Genomic DNA, 17,462 nt, shown 5'->3' with positions numbered 1-17,462 from the left:
GAATGTGTCCTATAACTTCAGCATTACCTGAGGCAAAATTTCAGCGGGCACCTTATTCAGGGCATTTTGCTGGCCATCTAACCCTAGCAGTTCATAGTGGGCAGAAACATTGCGCACCAAGGCTTTGAAGATGGGCTCATAGCTAGATGCCGTTTTGGTAATTTGTTTGAGGGCAGTGACGTAGTGCACTAAGGCACGGTCCAGGTTACCGACAATCAGAGCTCTGTTATCGGTAGCTCGGGCCATTCTGTCATAAATACTGCCTAAGCAATGGCGAATCGAAGCGAGGTCAAGATTATTGGGCGCTAATTCTGAGGCTTTGAGGGCAGCTTCATAGGCAATTACAGCATTTTGCTTATAGCGCCCTTCAGGATCGGCTGGTGCCTCAGGATGGTTTGCTAATTCCCAAAACGCTGTGCCCAAATTGTTATAGGTACTGGCACAGGCCGTCGGATCAGTGCTGGGGGTACGATAATTCAGCGCATCCCGGTAAGCGGCAATGGCATGTTTGAGTAAAAATATAGGACGTTCATGACGCGACAAACTCCAGTAGGCAATGCCTAAATTGTTTTGTACCGCTGCATATTCTAATGGGGACGTTTCGGGGTGATGACAGCGCAAAGCCTCGTTATAGGCGGCAATTGCCCGATGCAGCTGGGGCTTGGGTTGTTCATAGTAGGCCAGCTTCCAGTACACGGAGCCCAGGCTGTTCTGCAAGGTGCCATATTCTTCAGGATTGCTATCTGCCGAGCAAAATGGTAGAGCCTGACGATAGGCGGTGACAGCGTCCTTCAGGTGGGTAATGGAGTCGTCGTAATTGGCTAAGGCACTATATACTGCCCCCAAATTGCCGTACAGGCGGCTGGTGGTTTCTGCATCACCATTGGCACTCAGGCCTTCTCTATACAGCTTCACACTGCGGTTCATGCCCTCAACCAGGGCCGAACGCTCACCTTGGAGCTGAGCGTTGAGCCAGTGCAATGTGCCTAAATCATTGAGACCAGCAGCCCGTTGAGTATCCTCCGTTGGCAACCAGTTTAGGTAGAGTTCAAAGGTTTCAATGGCGGTTGCCAATAGATTGGGGGTCATTTCCCCAGCTTCAATGCGATCGCGATAATGATTGCCAAGGGTATGGTAAGCCTGGGTAATCTCCTCAGGTGTGGCCCCCTGCTCTTCTAGCTGAGCGAGTGTTTCCAGAGGATGCTCCAGGGTAGTCACGTCTACGATTACGGATGGGCTCTGTTCTGGCTCAACATCAGTAGCCGCAACATTAGCCGCTGCGGGCTGCTGGTCTCTCTGAGCCAAATCCTCACTGAGAATCTGCCAGATATCAGCATTTTGAGCAGTGGACACCCCTCCATAAAGCGCATCCGTCACCTGGTGGCCGGTATTAGCAATCTCTGGAGCAGAGGACACAGGCTCACCCACAAAGGTGAACACACCACTACGCCACTGCCAAAACTCAGGGGCAGACTGTTGCAATGTGCGATACCAGGGCCATGACAGCCACAGCACCAAGCTGCTTTCAAGGTGGGGGAGCAAAGATTGAATATTTTCAAGGGATCGCAAAAAGTGATTTTGCGATCGCATCGGCTGGTGGGTCATCGCCTCTAAACCAACAATCTGTAGATGGGGTGTGGGTTTGGGCGCTTGCTTTAGCCAATGCACCAGCTGTAGCATCAAATCGGGCTGACTCGGATCAAAGGCAAGCTTCGCTAAGGTTACTGTCCCAAAATCATCCAGGGTATTATCCGCTGCTGTTAAATCCGCTTGCAGTCTGGAGACCAGCTGTGTCTTCAATGTGTTGCTATCGCAGACCGCAATCAAAAGCTGGCGTCTGAGATTAAGCTGGAGTGCTGTTTTAAGCCCTTCGTACTGACGTTGATTTAACCCCAAAACTTTGCGAGATTTGAGTTGTGTGGCCACCATAGCGTAGGAAAAATGTGTGTGATGTTGAAGTGGGGCAACAGAAGTGGAGGCTTAGGCCTTGGCAGTATCCGACGATCGGAATGCTTACGTGGCCCGTGTTATGCCCTAATAAGCACAACAACTAAGTACCAATCTTTTCCCTAAAAAAAAGTCAACATCAGGAATAAGGTGACGAATTGGATCATAGGTAGTTGATTCTGCCTGAGACCTTTACGCTACTGTAAACTTGATTTATCACACCACCCGCGACGATACCGTTTTTCAATGGTGCAGTCCAATCTGTTTATAAGGTGAACTGAACGCTCATCCATGTCGATTACGGTAAAGTACTCCATCCGTCAGCATCAAAACTCTGTCATCTGTGAGTTGGCTGACATCATTGAAGAGACCTGGCAACACCATCTTGTCCTCTCGCCTTACAATCTCCCCAACGATCTGGGCTATGTAGAAAGCCGTCTAGAAGGCGAACGACTTGTCATTGAAAATGCCTGCTATCAAACCCCAGAGTTTCGTAAACTTCACCTAGAACTAGCGAAGGTGGGTCCCAATCTCGACATTCTGCACTGCGTAATGTTTCCTCGCCTTGAGTATGGGCTACCGATGTTTGGCTGTGACATTGTCTGCGGTCGCGGGCAAATTAGTGCAGCCGTTGTGGATTTATCCCCCACTAATCCCAACGGCTTGCCCATTGCCTATACCCATGCCCTTAAGGGTAAGGGAACAAACGGCTATAGCCATCCACGGGAACTCCCTAGCTGGGGCCACATTTTTTCGGACTATTGCTGTTTTGTAAAACCCATAGGTCCTCAGGAAAATCATCGTTTTCTGGAGCAGGTGCGCTACTACCTGACCTTGCACTGTAAACAAGCAGTTGCCATGACTCCCACCCCCCATAAACGGGCTGAGATCTTGGCAGGTCAGCGCAACTACTGCACCCACCAGCAGCAAAATGACAAAACCCGTCGCATTTTAGAAAAAGCATTTGATCCTGTCTGGGCTGAACGCTACATGAAGACGGTGCTATTCGATCTATCGGAGGAATAGGTCTGTAAAATTTCCGTAGTTTTTTCTGTAAGTTATGCCTTCAATATCAGTTCCCCTGAGTTCAGAAATCGTTGTTACGTCTCCAACCGTAGGGCAACTGATTGTCTTTACAGGCCCCAGTGGCGTGGGCAAGGGAACGTTACTACGCCAGTTGCTCAAGCATCATCCGGACATTCAGCTATCGATTTCAGCAACCACTCGCCAACCTCGTCCAGGTGAGGAGCATGGTAAACATTATTACTTTGTTTCACGCCCGGAATTTAAAGCCATGGTTGAACAAAATCAACTACTGGAATGGGCTGAATTTGCGGGTAATTTTTATGGCACCCCGCGTCAACCCTTAGAAGCGATGATTTCCCATGGCAATGTGGTGATTTTAGAAATTGAGTTGGAAGGGGCCCGTCAGGTGCGCGCCACGCTACCAGAAGCACAGCAGATTTTTGTCTTGCCCCCCAGCCTCCAGGAACTAGAAGATCGCATTCGTCAGCGGGGTCAAGATTCGGAAGATGCGATCGCAAAACGTCTGGCGCGGGCCAACGTTGAAATTGAAGCTGCTGAAGAGTTTGATATACAAATCGTCAACGACAACCTTGAACGAGCCACCCGTGAGTTAGAAAAGATCCTATTTACTCCGCGTGTCTTGAAGGAGGAACACCCGCCATCACCACAAGAGACTCAACTACCGACTTAACCAGGGGCGCAGTTACCGTTGAACCATAGGCATCTTCACCCAGAGGTTCATCGATCACAGCCAGCACCACATAGCGGGGATTCTCCCCTGGCACAATGCCCACAAAGCTAACGATGCGACCATCGCCATATTCACCATATTCATTGGCTTTTTGGGCAGTCCCTGTCTTACCCGCTAGCCTATAGTTGGCGATGCGAGCCGTTTTACCAGACCCAGATTCCACAACGGCCTCCATCATTTGGAGGACTGCCTGGGTCGTGTCTTTAGAAAACACTTGTTTGGCAGGTGGTCGCTGAGGCTGCCACGTGGGGTTTCCTTCCTGGTCAATCAGCCCCCTGACCAAATGGGGTGTTACCAACTCACCGCCATTGGCCAAAGCAGCATGGAGCTGTACCAACTGCATCGGATTGAGAGAAAATCCTTGGCCAAAGGACGTGGTTGCAGCTTCCACTTCACTGTTAACAAACTGAGAGCGACTTTTGAGCTGGGCGGTGGCCTCGGCAGGAAGCTCAATGCCCGTTGCATTCCCTAACCCTAATTGTGCCAGCCAGTCGTAGTACGTCGAGCGTTTTAACCGCTCCATAATGTGAACCATGCCCACATTGCTGGAATGGCGCAAAACATCAGTGATGGTGATGGATCCCCGTCCTCCCACGGCTTGATAATCAACATTTTGAATCGTCCATCGGTCATATTGCAGACGACCTTCGTCATAGACGTAGTCACCAGGAGCAATTAAGCCTTCTTCGAGTGCGATCGCAACATTGATAGGCTTAAAAGTTGAGCCCGGTTCATACAGATCGCTGATCACCCAATTCCTAAACTGCGCAACATTCGCCTCATAGTAGCGATTAGGGTCATAGGTGGGCGTCACAGCCAACGACAACACAGCCCCATTACGGCTATCCATCACAATTAAGGCCCCCCGCTTGGCCCCATATTGACGGACAGTTGCCTCTAAATTTCGCTGAGCAATGCGCTGCAAACGACTATCCACAGTCAGCTGTAGCCTGAGCCCATCACGATTAGGCAACTGTTTCGGCGTATGGGGCAATGGCACATTATCCAGCTTATACAGCAGCCGATCCTGGAGCATGTACTCCAAGCCAGCCTGGGGTTGCCCTTCCAAATTGATATACCCCACCAGCTGAGACATCAATGTTTGCTGTGGATAAAAGCGCTGCTGACTAGGCAACAATTCCAAACCATCTAACCGTAGATCACGAATACGCTTGGTCAGCTCTTCTGAAACATCTACAGCAACCTGAATACCCGTTTCCTGCTCTTGAAAACGCTGCAGCAACGTATCTTGGGGTTGACCCAGGGCGCTTCCCAAGGTTTCAGCCATCTCCTGGCGAGAGCGACTAAACAGCATGGGGTGAGCATAGATGGTATAAACAATCCGATCCACCGCCAACACATTCCCCTGACGGTCCACTATCGGACGTCGTGATGCCCGAGGAACCTGGGGTACATTTTGTCGCTGTTGCTCAGCCTGGAGCTTAAGTTGGTCACCAACCACTAACTGCAACCGAGCAAGACGCGCACTTAGGCCAAACATCACCAACACCATAAAGGCCCAGACCGTGACAAGGCGAAATCGTGGCGAAGACGTATGACGAGGGCGACGACGACTAAACGGACGGCGCTCCGGACTAGATGGCTGCGTAACCATAGATATTAGGCGAGCACAATAAGCATACAGAAGGCGCTCACATCAAAAGACCTCACTGACCTAATAACCCAGGGGATGGGGCATGGGAGAAGGAGCTTCAGGCTCAACAGAGGGCTCAACTGATGGACGCGCCGGAGCAGGTGACAAGAAGATAGCACGCTTAGGCTCAAACGGCTTAAACCCAGCAGAGGGAGACTCAGCCTGCTCAGCCATATTATTTTTCAACGTTGCATTGGCAGTAGTGACCTGTTGGATCGAGGCCTTGAGCGTTTCCAAACGCTGAAATGAACGAGATACGGTTTTATCTAAATAAACTGTCCAGCTATAGACCACTAAGGCCGTTGCAACTAAGCCACCGGTCAGAACAGTAGACCCCTGCTGCACTCCCACTAAAATTTTGAGGCCGAGCGGCAGCCGAGGCGCTCTAGGCAGTTGCTTGACCTCAGCAGGCGCGTGCACCTCATTGGGCACTGCTGCCACAGACGGAGCACCCGAATTCGCGGCAGCCTTAAAAGGATATCTCGCCACCGAGGATGAAGCTGTCTTATTGACGGGATGCAGTAATACCAGATTTCGCTTCTTAGAGCTCTTAACGCTATTACTCTTATCTCGATCAGCCCTAACGGCAAAACCCACTCGTTTACTCCTCACTTTAAGCGTCGCCCCATGCGCCAGAGCGATGATCACTCAAAACGCACTGTGGTTACCCACATTCAAATAAAGATCTACAGGCTTCCATAAGCAAACCACAGATCCGAACACAGACAGAACAAACCTGCCCACGCTCCACCAAAAAATAGCAGAAAAGGTCAACTTATCAAGTATTTTTTGGCACTCAATGTAAAATCACAGCCAGCCAGCCTGACTATTTCTGCCAAAACCATCCCAAAGTAAAACTAAGAATAGCTGATTTGCAGTTTATAAATTGAGCCTCATGCTACAGGAGCACTTTCCAAAGAACAAGCCCTCAAAAATATCTGATAGCGACTTTTTAAATTGATAGGAAGTTTTAGTCAAGCAACTGTAGAGCTTAAAGCGAAAATGGGCAGTATTCCTGGAGGAATACTGCCCATTTTCTAAGCAATTGAGAACTTGATTAGCTTAATAAGCAATCAACTCTATTCAGCTGCAACTAGTTCAGTGCTGCCCCGACGACGACCGCGAGTCAAACTATTAAACAGCATCTGACCAATAGCTTTAACCAAGTTACCCTCAAGCTCTTGGAATAAACGCATGTTGATCCCAAAAGCATCGTTAGCTTCCTCTACAATGCGATCAGCCATCGCCTCATCAACAGGGGCGGCATCAATAGTGCTGCGGTACTTATTCTTAAACGCGCCCTCATCGGGAATCGTGGGAAATTCGTAAAACGCTACACCTTCATCATCCGCCAAGTTCATGGCACGTTGGGCAATGCTCTTAAGGATCTGGCCACCCGATAGATCACCTAGATAGCGAGTATATGAATGACCTACAAGCAATTCAGGTGACTCGTTAGAAATTTCACGAATCCGATCAACATAAGATTGACCCACTGGAGAAATAGAAACTTGCTCTTGCCAGTTAGGACCGTAGTAGTAAGCTAAATCAGTCTCAAGGGTTTCTTTACGGTATAGCTCAGGGTAGTAGACCGCTGAAACTACCGGATGATCCTTGTGGCGCTCCAACTCTTCTTCCATTGCAGCGTACACATAGTAGAAGTTAGCCACTAGCTTACGGTAGGACTTCTTCTCAACAACGCCACGCAAAAAGCAACGAACAAAGCCCACATTCTCGGCCATTGTGTGCGCTTTCTGCGTACCTTTCTTGAGCTTCTCGGCTAAATTGCTGCTCATACTAAATATCTCGACGTTAAATGAATTTAATATCGTCCGCCGTACGCGTAGGACGACGAGCTAAACGAGTTTGAACGGCTTTATAGAGTTAACAACGTCTCCAAAACGTATCTATCAAGCCTGTTTGGGAGATAGGGACATCGCCACAATTGCTACCGTAGACCGTTTTGATGAGCCAATACATTACATTTTTTTACGCAGAAGTCAGGCAAGCCACAGTGATTTTTGGTCCCAAAAAGCTAAAAACCTATTTCTGCATAGGATTCATGACAATGTGTCAACGTGTCTTTTTTGTAGCATTTCGAAATCTTTTGAAATTTAGGCCAAAGATTTCTGAAAATTTAATTGCAGTCTGGTTACAGAATGATTAGCCAAATATAGGTCCATACCCCCTAATCAAAAAAGCGATCAAGGGCTGCTTTCAATTCAGTCAGCTCAGCTTCAATATTGCCTTCAGTGACTGCACGGCTGATGCATTCACTCAGATGTTCGTCCAGAATGAGGCGTGCCACCCGATCAAGGGCTCCTCGCACCGCAGCAACTTGTACTAATACATCTGGACAAGGTCTACCTTCATAAACCATTGTCTTGATGCCACGCACATGCCCCTCTATACGAGATAGGCGGTTAACAATGCGTTTTAGAGATTCCTCACTATGGGTGTGGCCGTGGGCGGCATGGCCATGGCCATTGGCATCATGGGAATGGGAAACAGCGTCTGAAGAGGTGCTCAAGGGCTAAAACAAGTAGGTGGGCTAAAAAGAGTCAAAAAATAACGAACACCTCCACCGGAGATGTTCGTTAATTATTGTTACGCCTGCATCAGGTTTTGTCATCCTGGTTAGGTTCTATGTATTCAATGCCGCAGCCAGCCTAACTACCAGGCTTAAGACCAATGACGCTGGAAAAACGCATTCTATTGCCCCTTTAACCAACGAGCAACATCCTTAGCGTGGTAAGACAGAATTAAGTCAGCCCCAGAGCGCTTAAAGCTCATCATGGTCTCCATTACCAGCTTTTCTTCATCTACCCAGCCATTTAAAGCTGCTGCTTTGACCATGGAGTATTCTCCAGAGACATTGTAAGCAGCTACCGGTAAATTGCTCGCTTCTTTGACGCGCCAAATGATATCCATGTAGGCAAGGGCTGGCTTCACCATCAGCATGTCAGCGCCTTCGGCAATATCTAGCTCAATTTCCTTGATCGCTTCTTTACCGTTAGCTGGATCCATTTGATACGTGCGGCGATCGCCAAATTGGGGGGCAGATTCAGCCACATCCCGGAATGGGCCATAGTAAGACGATGCATACTTGGCGGCATAGGACATAATCGGAATATTCTCAAAGCTGGCATCATCAAGCCCTGAGCGGATAGCTCCTACAAAGCCGTCCATCATGCCAGATGGAGCGATGATATCTGCCCCTGCATTAGCCTGGGAAACGGCTGTTTTCTTAAGCAGTTCTAGCGTGGGGTCATTTAGCACTCGACCCGTCAAGTCTCCCACCTCTAGATAGCCACAGTGTCCGTGGGGAGTATATTCACAGAGACAGGTATCTACCGCCACGATCAGGTCGGGAACAGCCTTTTTGACGGCTTCTGTTGCTTTCTGTACAATGCCGCAGTCATGCCATGCGCCGGTGGCATCATCATCTTTTCCTTCAGGGATACCGAACAAAATAATTGAGGGAATCCCAAGGTCGTAGACTTCCTTGGATTCCTCTACAATTTTGTCCACCGATAGCTGATAAACACCGGGCATGGACTTCACTTCATTAGCAACGCCCTCACCAGGAACCGCAAATAGCGGATAGATGAAATCACTGGTGGTAACAACATTTTCGCGAACCATACGGCGCAATTGTGGATGGCTGCGCAACCGGCGGGGGCGATGAGTGGGAAACATGTCAGTTCTTAAAGAAAGCCGTATAAAAGGATTAAGTAAACAGTCTAAAACCTGCTCGGCTGTCTACTTTCAGTCAGATTAGAAAAAGTAACGTTCTCGTCAAACGATAAAATAAGCCACCGTCGCCGTGAGGAATATGTAGGTGTTTGCAACGGCAGAGTTGCTGTGGGCGTTAATCGGCTTGATTCTAACCATTGGAGGCACATGGCTAGAGGTCTTTATTACCAATGGGCCTTGGAGTTGGGCCAACGGTGTGGAGGTGTTTTCTTTAGGCGTGAGTTTTCAAGTGGGAGCTGTATTGCTTATCGGCTGTTTGGGGGGGCAAAATGCGGCTGCGTTGTCCCAGGTCGCCTATCTGAGCTTGGGCCTTTTTCTATTCCAGGCCTTTGATCTGCAAGTATTTACCCAGGGTGGTGGGTTGAGCTATCTCAGGGAGCCCAGCTTTGGCTACTTGTTGGGCTTTATCCCGGCAGCATGGGTTTGTGGATACCTCGCGTTCTGGGAAACCCTGAAGCTAGAAACCCTAGCCTTAAGCTGTTTAGGGGGGTTACTAACAATTCATGCAGTGGGATTGGTGTATTTGCCCCTAGCCTATGTATTACAGTGGACAGGCGACAATGCGCCATCATTAATAGAGGCCATTTTCACGTACTCGATTGCACCTTTCCCAGGACAGCTAATTTTAGTCTGTGCAGTTTCAGTACTGGCCTATGGTATGCGTCAGATCATGTTCTACTAGCTTCAGCACCGTCATAGCAACATGGGCAGATTACGGAGAAAACAGATCAATCGCCTGTTTTGGGTGGCTGCTTTTATCGGACTCTTATTAGACCAAATCACCAAACATTGGGTTGTCCAGAACTTTAATTTGGGCGAATCGGTCACGATTATTCCGGGGGCTCTAAATTTTACTTACGTTCTAAATCGCGGTGCGGCCTGGAGTATTTGCAGTGGAGAAAACTGCCGTTGGATACTGCCGTGGTTGTCAGTTATCGTGAGCATTGGAATTGCTGGCTATGGTCTCTTGTTTCGGATTGAAGATCGCTGGGAGCGGGCCGGATGGGGATTTATCTTAGCCGGAGCCTTGGGTAATGGCATTGATCGCGTCAAAGCAGGGGAAGTAGTGGACTTTATTCAGGCCTTTCCCATTACCCGATTTCCGGTCTTCAATCTGGCAGACATCTGGATCAATGTAGGGATTATTTGTTTGTTAATTGCTATTTTGTTGACACCAAAACACGAACCAAAACGTCCCTAGACAAAAACTACGGGAAAATCACGCCACCTTTTTATAAGCGGCCTAAAATAGGCCGTATTCCTATCCGCAATTCTGGGTGTGTTAGCTGTAGCTGTAATAGCTAGATCAGGGGTCAATGATTGAGGGGTTATAGTGAACCCATATTTTGAACATCCGCATTTTCAAACACTCTACGTCTAAGGATGACTCAGCCACCCCGTCATAATTCATCGACGACGCCTCCTCGAACCATCTTGGGCACGATGACCCAGGTGATTCAGAATGTGGCTCGGGTAGATTTCAACAAACTGGCGTTAAAACCAGGTGCTCGGGTACCTAAGCTGGTGGTGGACTATGACAACCAGCGACAGGTGTATGACCTGGTGGGCGATCATTATGTGCTGGGGCGTAGTTCTAAAAACTGTGACATTGTAGTGCGCAGTCCACTGGTGAGTCAGACTCATTTGACCTTGACTCGCGATCGCAACCAGCCTGGCAACCCGTTTGTTCTCAAGGATCAAAAATCCACCAACGGCACCTACTGCGGTCAAAAACGACTGAAAACCTTTAAGCTCCGAGATGGCGATGTGCTGAGCTTAGGTCCCAACGAGCTGAGCGATGCCGTTACGGTACGCTTTCAAAACCCAGCACCCTGGTATCTCAAAACCATTCGCTACGGTCTCTATGGCATCACTGGCAGTGTTGCTCTGACGGTCTTTTGGGTAGTTGCGCTTGAATGGCCCAAAATTCCGATTCGACCCATACCCGAATCAGTTCAGGGACCTGTCTCCATCCTTGGCAATGAAAATGGTGATCGTGTGCTGCTGAATCCCATCACGAACCAGGCGCACATCGAAAAAACCAAACTGCGGGAATATTCCAAATATTTGCCTCAAGCCGTAGTCGCGTCAGAGGATTCTCGCTATTACTGGCACCTGGGTGTGGACCCCTGGGGCATTGCTCGAGCGGCTAAAACCAACCTGAGAAGCGGCACCATTCGAGAAGGCGCTAGTACTCTGACTCAGCAAATGGCCCGAAACATCTATCGGGAATATGTGGGCAGTGACGATAGCGCCATGCGCAAAATTCGCGAGATGATCGTCGCCCTCAAGCTGGAAACGTTTTACAGCAAAAATTACATCATGTTGCTGTATCTCAACCGAGTGTATTTAGGCAATAACCTCTATGGTTTTGAGGATGCCTCCCAGTTTTACTTTGATAAGTCTGCCAAAGACTTAAATATCCAGGAAGCCGCCACCCTGGTGGGCATTTTGCCCGCGCCCAATGCCTTTAACCCCGTCCAGAGCTACAATGACGCGCTAGACTACCGCAACCGTGTGATTGAACGCATGGTGGCCCTCGGCATGATCAGCCAGGAAGACGGCCGCCGTGCCCGTCGCTCACGCATTGAGATTAGCCCCAAAGCACGGGAACAGCTCCAGAGCATTCGGGCCCCATATTTTTATAGTTATATCTTTGATGAGCTAGACCAGGTTCTGGGCATCAGCTTTGCCCAAGAAGGTAATTTCTATGTAGAAACTAGCCTGGATTTAGCGATACAAAGCCAGGCAGAAACGTCCATGCGCTCAGGCATTGCCAACCTGGGTGGCCAGCATGGTTTTTCCCAGGGAGCCCTGGTCACCCTGAAAGCATCCACGGGTGAAATCCAGGCCCTCGTCGGCGGCGTAGATTATAGCCAAAGTCAGTTTAATCGAGCTTCTCAAGCTGTTAGACAACCTGGTTCCACATTCAAAATTTTTGCCTATGCCAGTGCTCTAGAACAAGGCATTCCCGCTAGCACCAGTTTTAGCTGCAACGATATGAGCTGGGGTGGTCAGTTTTATCAGGGGTGTCGTTCGGGTGGTGGTGCGCTCGATATGTACGATGGCTTTGCTCTATCAGAAAATGTAGTCGCCCTACGGGTCGCGCGTGAGGCTGGTCTAGACAATATTGTGAACTTGGCCCAAACCATGGGTATTGAATCGGAATTAGACCCTGTACCAGGGTTGGTGCTCGGTCAAAGTGGGGTGACACCATTAGAAATGACTGGATCGGTGGGTGCGATCGCAAACAATGGTATCTGGAATCGTCCCCACGGGATTCAGCGCGTGTTGGATAGCAGTGACTGTGAAGATAATAATGATCCCAGTACCTGCCGGGTCATTTTCGACTTTTCCCTTGATAACAGTGCCGATCGCGATCGCGATGTTCTTAGACCCAACACGGCTCGCACCATGACCTCTTTTATGCGAGGCACCATTAATGGCGGCACCGGTCGTAGCGCCTATTTAGGGTTAGGCGAGGCTGGCAAAACTGGCACCACTAACGATGGCGTTGACCTTTGGTTTGTGGGCTTTGTCCCTAACAATGATTTAGTCACTGGCATTTGGCTGGGCAATGACGATAACACCCCCACCAACAGCAGCAGTTCACAAGCCGCCCGGCTCTGGGGCAACTACATGGGCCAAGTTGTGAGATAAACCATCCCCTCATAAACATTTACCGTTTTTGAACAATTTAATTCGTTTAAACTGAAGCGTTGTACACAACATTAAAGGGTGAATGCAATGCTCGACGAACAGGCCAAAAAGACGATGCTGCGCAAAATTCCCCATGCGCTCTATATCTGTGGTGTCAAAGACGGCGAAGAAGTCAATGGCTTTACCGCTAGCTGGGTGATGCAGGCATCCTTTGCCCCACCGTTGGTTGTCAACTGCGTTAAAGCCGATTCCACCTCCCACGCCATGATCAAAGCTAGCGGCGTCTTTGCCCTCAGCATCTTAGAAGATGGCCAAAAAGAGTTAGCTCAAAACTTCTTCAAACCCCTACGTCGTGTCGGCAACAAATTTGAAGACATCGAATTTTACCCTGGTCCTGAAACCGGCTGCCCCATCATCAAAGACACCCTGGGCTACGTCGAGTGCAACGTGATCAGCACCGTTGAACATGGCGACCACACCGTCTTTGTTGGCGAAGTCATCGGCGCAGGTATTCATCGTGAAGGCGATGCGTTGTTGCTATCCACGACCGGCTGGAACTACGGAGGGTAGTGGAATTTTGAGTTTTGAGTTTTTAATTTTGAGTTCAAGGAATTAGCAAGGTCTATACCCAATAGAGGCAAAGAACTAAAAACGCAAAACCAAGGACTCTTTCACCCCAATAACATCGATTGTTTATTCTGCAATACCCATGCCCTTAATCAAAGTTCAAACCTCCGTCGAAGCCCCCTCTAAAGGCGCTGTGGAAGACATGCTCAAACAGCTGTCAGCTAGCCTGGCAAAACATTTGGGCAAGCCTGAATCCTATGTCATGACTGCATTTCAACCCAGCACTCCCATGACCTTCGGAGGTAGCACCGCTCCCACCTGCTACATCGAAATCAAAAGTGTTGGCACCATGGGCAGTAAAACTAAAACCATGAGCCAGGAGTTTTGTGCCCAGGTACAGGCCGCACTTGGGGTGCCTCCTGATCGCACCTACATTGAATTCGCCGACTCTGCAGGTGCAATGTGGGGCTGGAATGGTAGAACCTTTGGTTAATTAAAAAACAGCCATTTTAACAATGGCCCTAGACCGGTTCATCTTTTAGAATCAGCCATTGCAAAAACGCAAACAAAGGATCATTCTCAATTTGATCTACAGGCCTAAAGCCATCACTAAAATTGGCTTTAGGTTTTCTTTAAAAAGTTTTATCGTGGTTTTACGGTAGTGTGCCTAAGAATTGGTTACGTTAGATTTGTTATTGCAACACACTCTATATTTAACACCTTATGTGTAACCCACCCCGGCAGCAATGTCGGGGTTATTTATTGGGTTTAAATAATGACATTCATTATCTATCCATCACCATTTAAATGCGTAAAACATGATAAGTAACATTAATTAAAATCGTTCAGAATGGTGATCTAAGTCACAATTTACACACTTATTTCTGAACACCGACTAATAAAAAATAAACTTGATATATTCAAGCAACAAAAAGTAGATCCCCCTTTCTACATTGGTTTCAAGGATAGAGAAAACAAATAGCCAGATGACTTTAGCCAGTCTTTAAGCAAATTTACGGGGTATTTACGGTGTTGGGTACAGAAATTAATTACATTGAATATGTGCTTAGGGCACACCTTATATGAAACCCACTATGTGTAATCCACCCCGGCAGCAATGTCGGGGTTATTTATTAGATTCAGATATCTTTGAAAGTAGAGCTAAAAAGTATCAAATACATCAATTTTGATGCATTCAAAAACATGATCTAAATCACAATCAATGCTGACTTGACATCAATTTAAGGCGTTCATAAGAACGTGATTTAAGTCACAAAATTAGTAAGCGTCCCCTGAGCGGAGTCGAAGGAGATGCTGGCTGGGGGTGTTGGCTTCGACTTCGCTCAGCCAACGGCACTGATGAGACGGTTACCCAAATTATGCTGATCTGCGATTTTCCAGAGTTCCCCGAGTAACACCAAGTTGGTTAGATAGCTGTAGGGTTTGCCAAAGCTGACGCCCAGTTATGTCCCCCCTTAGCAGCTGTTGATAGCAGCTAAGAATCTGCTGGACCTGGTTCGGTGTCTCGTTAAGAAAATCAATGCGAAAGTGACGTGCTCCCTGCTCAATCAGGCGAGGGATAAATTCTGCACCGGTTTGGGCAACGCCATTGTAAAGAGTGTTTCGGCAGCCTGCATCAGCCTGGAGAACATGCTCAGTGCCCGTGCGATCGCACAGTACCACCTCATGTTTCTCGCACGGGCGACCACAGTTGGAAAAGTCAGTCCCATCAGATAGAAACGCACAGAAGACACAGTGCTCCATATGGAACATCGGCATATGCTGATGCACCGTAATGTCAAACCAATCAGCGGGTGTGGCAGTCAGCAGGTCCAGTAGCTGCGAGATATTCAGGTCATAGCTAGCAGTCAGTCGTTCTAGACTAAATCGAGTCTTGAAATAATCTGCCGTAATCGGATTAGCCACATTCAGGGAAAAATCTCCGATGCAGGGCTGGTGGGCAAAGAATTTTAGATGGTCGTAATTGCGCACCAGGTAACCATCGGCGTCCGACTGGTGCACCTGTTTGAGAATGTATTGTTCGCCTGGCTTGGTAATCCGAGGTGGAGCAACATAGATTTGGGCCTTAGGATTCAGCTCACGGGAAAGCGCCACTGCGTCCCGATAGCGCACCGGGTTTTCCAGCTCGCAATAAACCGTCGTAATATCCGCCGCCAAAACCGCCCGAAGTTGAGCAAAATTACGAACAAGAGGCAGTAACGTAGGTTGGATTGAGTCCCCAAAACCCAACAAACCCGCAGATTGTTCCGAAACCCCGACACCCGACGCCTCCACCAATTGCTCTGCCCTGCCGCACCCCAACCCCCCCGGCAACAAATCCCCATAGGTATGCGTTACCTCCAGCTTCCAAGCCTGCGGCTGCATCCGCTGCTCCAACAATTGCTCCACCAAATCCCGACGTAGGCGATTCAGCTCACTCACTGGCACCATCAGCCCTGCCGCCAGATAGTTAGTCAAAGCACCTAACTGAAATGGAGTGTTCCCTAACCGAGAAAGTTGTTGTACCAACTTTTCAGACGTCAGAGGCTGATTACGAGCCAATTCCAGCCGCTTTGCAGATGTAGCCCTGGCAATGTGGCCTTGGGGATCGGTGGCGATCGCAACCACCGGCTCTCCCTCCACACCATGCACTTCGATATCAATGGGCTGCTGAACCTGGGGCTGCTCACCGCTGTAGCTCTGGCGTAGGACCTTATCTAGCTCTGGGTCAGAGGTTTTCCAAACTTTATAGCCCGGTTTAACCTGACGCAAATCAATGCCGTGCTTAGAAAAGCTCAGACAGACAGTACGCCCCCGATCTTCCACCCCATAAATCCGCCCACCTTGGTCCGTATCGGGATGCCCAGAGTCAAACACAATGCCATCCCCAGCCTTAACCGGTACCTTGGGCCGTAGCTCCACCTGCTGCCTGGTCACCCGCACCACATCCCCCAGGTATACTCCCCGCTTCTTAGCAAACCGGGCATGGACTAATTTCTGGTTATTGATACCGCGAAACCAGCCTGTATACAGACCCCGGGAAAAGGCCATCTCCAGGTTATAGCGTTCATCTGCCGTTGGCTGATAGGAAATGGGTCGATTACCTAGCTTCAGAGATACCTTTTCTGTTGCGATCGCTGGAGAGACCGTCTGCAACGCCCGGTCTAATGCTTGACGATAAACACGGGTAACGTTGGCAACATATTCTGGGGCCTTCAATCGTCCTTCTATCTTCAAACAGCTCACCCCAGACTTAATTAAATCTGGCAACACAGGCAGTCCAGAGAGATCTTGAGGGCTGAGAAGATATTGCTTATCTCCTAGATCAACAAGTTCTCCATCAACCTTCATATCGTAGGTCATACGGCAGGCCTGGGCACATTCACCTCTGTTGGCTGACCGTCCACCGAGAGATTCACTGGTCAAACATTGCCCTGAATAAGCAACACATAGAGCTCCATGAACAAACACCTCTAGCGGCAATGCAATATCTTTTGTTTGTTGTTGTATTTTCTCAATATCTTTAAGAGAACATTCTCTTGCAAGAACAACTAACTGGGCTCCAAGATTGTTGGCAAACTCCACCCCCGCTGCTGAGGTCACCGTCATTTGGGTAGAGCCATGAATCGGAAAGTCAGGGGATAAATGGCGAATTAGTCGGCACATGCCCACGTCTTGAACGATGGCCGCATCCACCCCCGCAGAAATCATGGTGCGCAGGTAGCGTTCTGCTGCTGCTAGTTCGCCAGGAAAAATCAGCGTGTTAAAAGTGACGTAGCCCTTCACACCACGGCTGTGGAGAAATGCCATGAGTTCGGGCAGGTCGGCTTCGGTGAAATTTTGCGATCGCATCCGCGCATTAAACCGATCCAGGCCAAAATAAATCGCATCGGCACCATTCTCCACTGCAGCTTTAGCACAGTCCCATGTGCCTGCTGGCGCTAGTAATTCAGGGCCGTAACACATCGTCATACTCAAACCTATGGAACACCGAACCTATCCACTATTATGGCTTCCGCCATAAATCGCCAGCCTTGGTTATATCAGGCCATCCCCACAATTCCAATAAAATTTTCCAAAATAAGGGTATCAACATTGAAG

The 17,462-nt window shown here is 48.9% G+C and carries 14 protein-coding genes; 7 read left to right on the top strand and 7 right to left on the bottom strand.

The window, feature by feature from the left end:
• Window positions 1-9: 9 nt before the first annotated feature.
• Window positions 10-1,929 carry a tetratricopeptide repeat protein gene (locus tag SPB21_RS30170; protein ID WP_499868615.1) on the bottom strand — a complete coding sequence of 640 codons (1,920 nt, stop codon included), beginning with the start codon at window positions 1,927-1,929 and terminating at the stop codon, window positions 10-12.
• A gap of 309 nt (window positions 1,930-2,238) precedes the next feature.
• Between SPB21_RS30170 and SPB21_RS30165 the strand changes: the two genes are divergently transcribed.
• Window positions 2,239-2,973, top strand: coding sequence for a phycocyanobilin:ferredoxin oxidoreductase (locus SPB21_RS30165; protein WP_163667048.1), 735 nt, complete (start codon window positions 2,239-2,241; stop codon window positions 2,971-2,973).
• A gap of 34 nt (window positions 2,974-3,007) precedes the next feature.
• Window positions 3,008-3,664 (top strand): guanylate kinase, encoded by a 657-nt coding sequence (gmk, locus tag SPB21_RS30160; protein WP_499868613.1) that lies wholly within the window; start codon window positions 3,008-3,010, stop codon window positions 3,662-3,664.
• Here the strand turns inward: gmk and SPB21_RS30155 are convergent.
• The 5 genes from SPB21_RS30155 to hemB all read right to left on the bottom strand — a co-directional run bounded on the left by SPB21_RS30155 (window position 3,600) and on the right by hemB (window position 9,077).
• Window positions 3,600-5,339: a peptidoglycan D,D-transpeptidase FtsI family protein gene (locus SPB21_RS30155; protein ID WP_163667052.1), complete on the bottom strand. Its 1,740-nt coding sequence runs from the start codon at window positions 5,337-5,339 to the stop codon at window positions 3,600-3,602. The genes gmk and SPB21_RS30155 overlap by 65 nt on opposite strands.
• Before the next feature lie 60 nt (window positions 5,340-5,399).
• On the bottom strand, window positions 5,400-5,975 hold the full coding sequence (locus SPB21_RS30150) for a hypothetical protein (protein ID WP_163667054.1): 576 nt from the start codon (window positions 5,973-5,975) through the stop codon (window positions 5,400-5,402).
• A gap of 482 nt (window positions 5,976-6,457) precedes the next feature.
• Window positions 6,458-7,174: a biliverdin-producing heme oxygenase gene (locus SPB21_RS30145; RefSeq protein ID WP_163667056.1), complete on the bottom strand. Its 717-nt coding sequence runs from the start codon at window positions 7,172-7,174 to the stop codon at window positions 6,458-6,460.
• Window positions 7,175-7,566: 392 nt separating this feature from the next.
• Window positions 7,567-7,908, bottom strand: coding sequence for a metal-sensing transcriptional repressor (locus tag SPB21_RS30140; RefSeq protein ID WP_006517865.1), 342 nt, complete (start codon window positions 7,906-7,908; stop codon window positions 7,567-7,569).
• 182 nt (window positions 7,909-8,090) lie between these two features.
• Complete coding sequence (gene hemB, locus SPB21_RS30135; protein WP_499058100.1) at window positions 8,091-9,077, bottom strand: porphobilinogen synthase; 987 nt, start codon at window positions 9,075-9,077, stop codon at window positions 8,091-8,093.
• Window positions 9,078-9,219: 142 nt separating this feature from the next.
• On the opposite strand from hemB, the gene SPB21_RS30130 reads away from it, so the two are divergent.
• From SPB21_RS30130 to SPB21_RS30110, 5 genes are all read left to right on the top strand, one after another.
• On the top strand, window positions 9,220-9,816 hold the full coding sequence (locus SPB21_RS30130; protein WP_006517867.1) for a biotin transporter BioY: 597 nt from the start codon (window positions 9,220-9,222) through the stop codon (window positions 9,814-9,816).
• Window positions 9,817-9,837: 21 nt separating this feature from the next.
• On the top strand, window positions 9,838-10,335 hold the full coding sequence (gene lspA, locus SPB21_RS30125) for a signal peptidase II (protein ID WP_163698498.1): 498 nt from the start codon (window positions 9,838-9,840) through the stop codon (window positions 10,333-10,335).
• 182 nt (window positions 10,336-10,517) lie between these two features.
• On the top strand, window positions 10,518-12,794 hold the full coding sequence (locus SPB21_RS30120; protein ID WP_163667062.1) for a transglycosylase domain-containing protein: 2,277 nt from the start codon (window positions 10,518-10,520) through the stop codon (window positions 12,792-12,794).
• A gap of 87 nt (window positions 12,795-12,881) precedes the next feature.
• A complete protein-coding gene (locus SPB21_RS30115; protein WP_163667065.1) occupies window positions 12,882-13,364 on the top strand; it encodes a flavin reductase family protein in 483 nt (160 codons plus the stop codon).
• Window positions 13,365-13,503: 139 nt separating this feature from the next.
• Window positions 13,504-13,854 carry a phenylpyruvate tautomerase MIF-related protein gene (locus SPB21_RS30110; protein WP_163667067.1) on the top strand — a complete coding sequence of 117 codons (351 nt, stop codon included), beginning with the start codon at window positions 13,504-13,506 and terminating at the stop codon, window positions 13,852-13,854.
• Window positions 13,855-14,738: 884 nt separating this feature from the next.
• On the opposite strand, the gene SPB21_RS30105 is transcribed toward SPB21_RS30110, so the two are convergent.
• Window positions 14,739-17,333 carry a U32 family peptidase gene (locus SPB21_RS30105; RefSeq protein ID WP_499868609.1) on the bottom strand — a complete coding sequence of 865 codons (2,595 nt, stop codon included), beginning with the start codon at window positions 17,331-17,333 and terminating at the stop codon, window positions 14,739-14,741.
• Window positions 17,334-17,462: the final 129 nt, after the last annotated feature.

Source organism: Leptothoe sp. ISB3NOV94-8A (genome assembly GCF_043421595.1).
Lineage (GTDB): Bacteria > Cyanobacteriota > Cyanobacteriia > Phormidesmidales > Phormidesmidaceae > Leptothoe > Leptothoe turfae.
The sequence above is the reverse complement of the archived record's forward strand: the minus strand, read 5'-3'. Positions and strand labels throughout refer to the sequence as shown.

What these genes read in the sequence shown, in the direction of transcription:
- SPB21_RS30170 (WP_499868615.1), bottom strand. Translation starts at nt 1,929, where the DNA reads ATGGTGGCCACACAACTCAAATCTCGCAAAGTTTTGGGGTTAAATCAA.
- gmk (WP_499868613.1), top strand. Translation starts at nt 3,008, where the DNA reads ATGCCTTCAATATCAGTTCCCCTGAGTTCAGAAATCGTTGTTACGTCT.
- SPB21_RS30115 (WP_163667065.1), top strand. Translation starts at nt 12,882, where the DNA reads ATGCTCGACGAACAGGCCAAAAAGACGATGCTGCGCAAAATTCCCCAT.
- SPB21_RS30155 (WP_163667052.1), bottom strand. Translation starts at nt 5,339, where the DNA reads ATGGTTACGCAGCCATCTAGTCCGGAGCGCCGTCCGTTTAGTCGTCGT.
- SPB21_RS30110 (WP_163667067.1), top strand. Translation starts at nt 13,504, where the DNA reads ATGCCCTTAATCAAAGTTCAAACCTCCGTCGAAGCCCCCTCTAAAGGC.
- SPB21_RS30145 (WP_163667056.1), bottom strand. Translation starts at nt 7,174, where the DNA reads ATGAGCAGCAATTTAGCCGAGAAGCTCAAGAAAGGTACGCAGAAAGCG.
- hemB (WP_499058100.1), bottom strand. Translation starts at nt 9,077, where the DNA reads ATGTTTCCCACTCATCGCCCCCGCCGGTTGCGCAGCCATCCACAATTG.
- SPB21_RS30120 (WP_163667062.1), top strand. Translation starts at nt 10,518, where the DNA reads ATGACTCAGCCACCCCGTCATAATTCATCGACGACGCCTCCTCGAACC.
- lspA (WP_163698498.1), top strand. Translation starts at nt 9,838, where the DNA reads ATGGGCAGATTACGGAGAAAACAGATCAATCGCCTGTTTTGGGTGGCT.
- SPB21_RS30165 (WP_163667048.1), top strand. Translation starts at nt 2,239, where the DNA reads ATGTCGATTACGGTAAAGTACTCCATCCGTCAGCATCAAAACTCTGTC.
- SPB21_RS30105 (WP_499868609.1), bottom strand. Translation starts at nt 17,333, where the DNA reads ATGACGATGTGTTACGGCCCTGAATTACTAGCGCCAGCAGGCACATGG.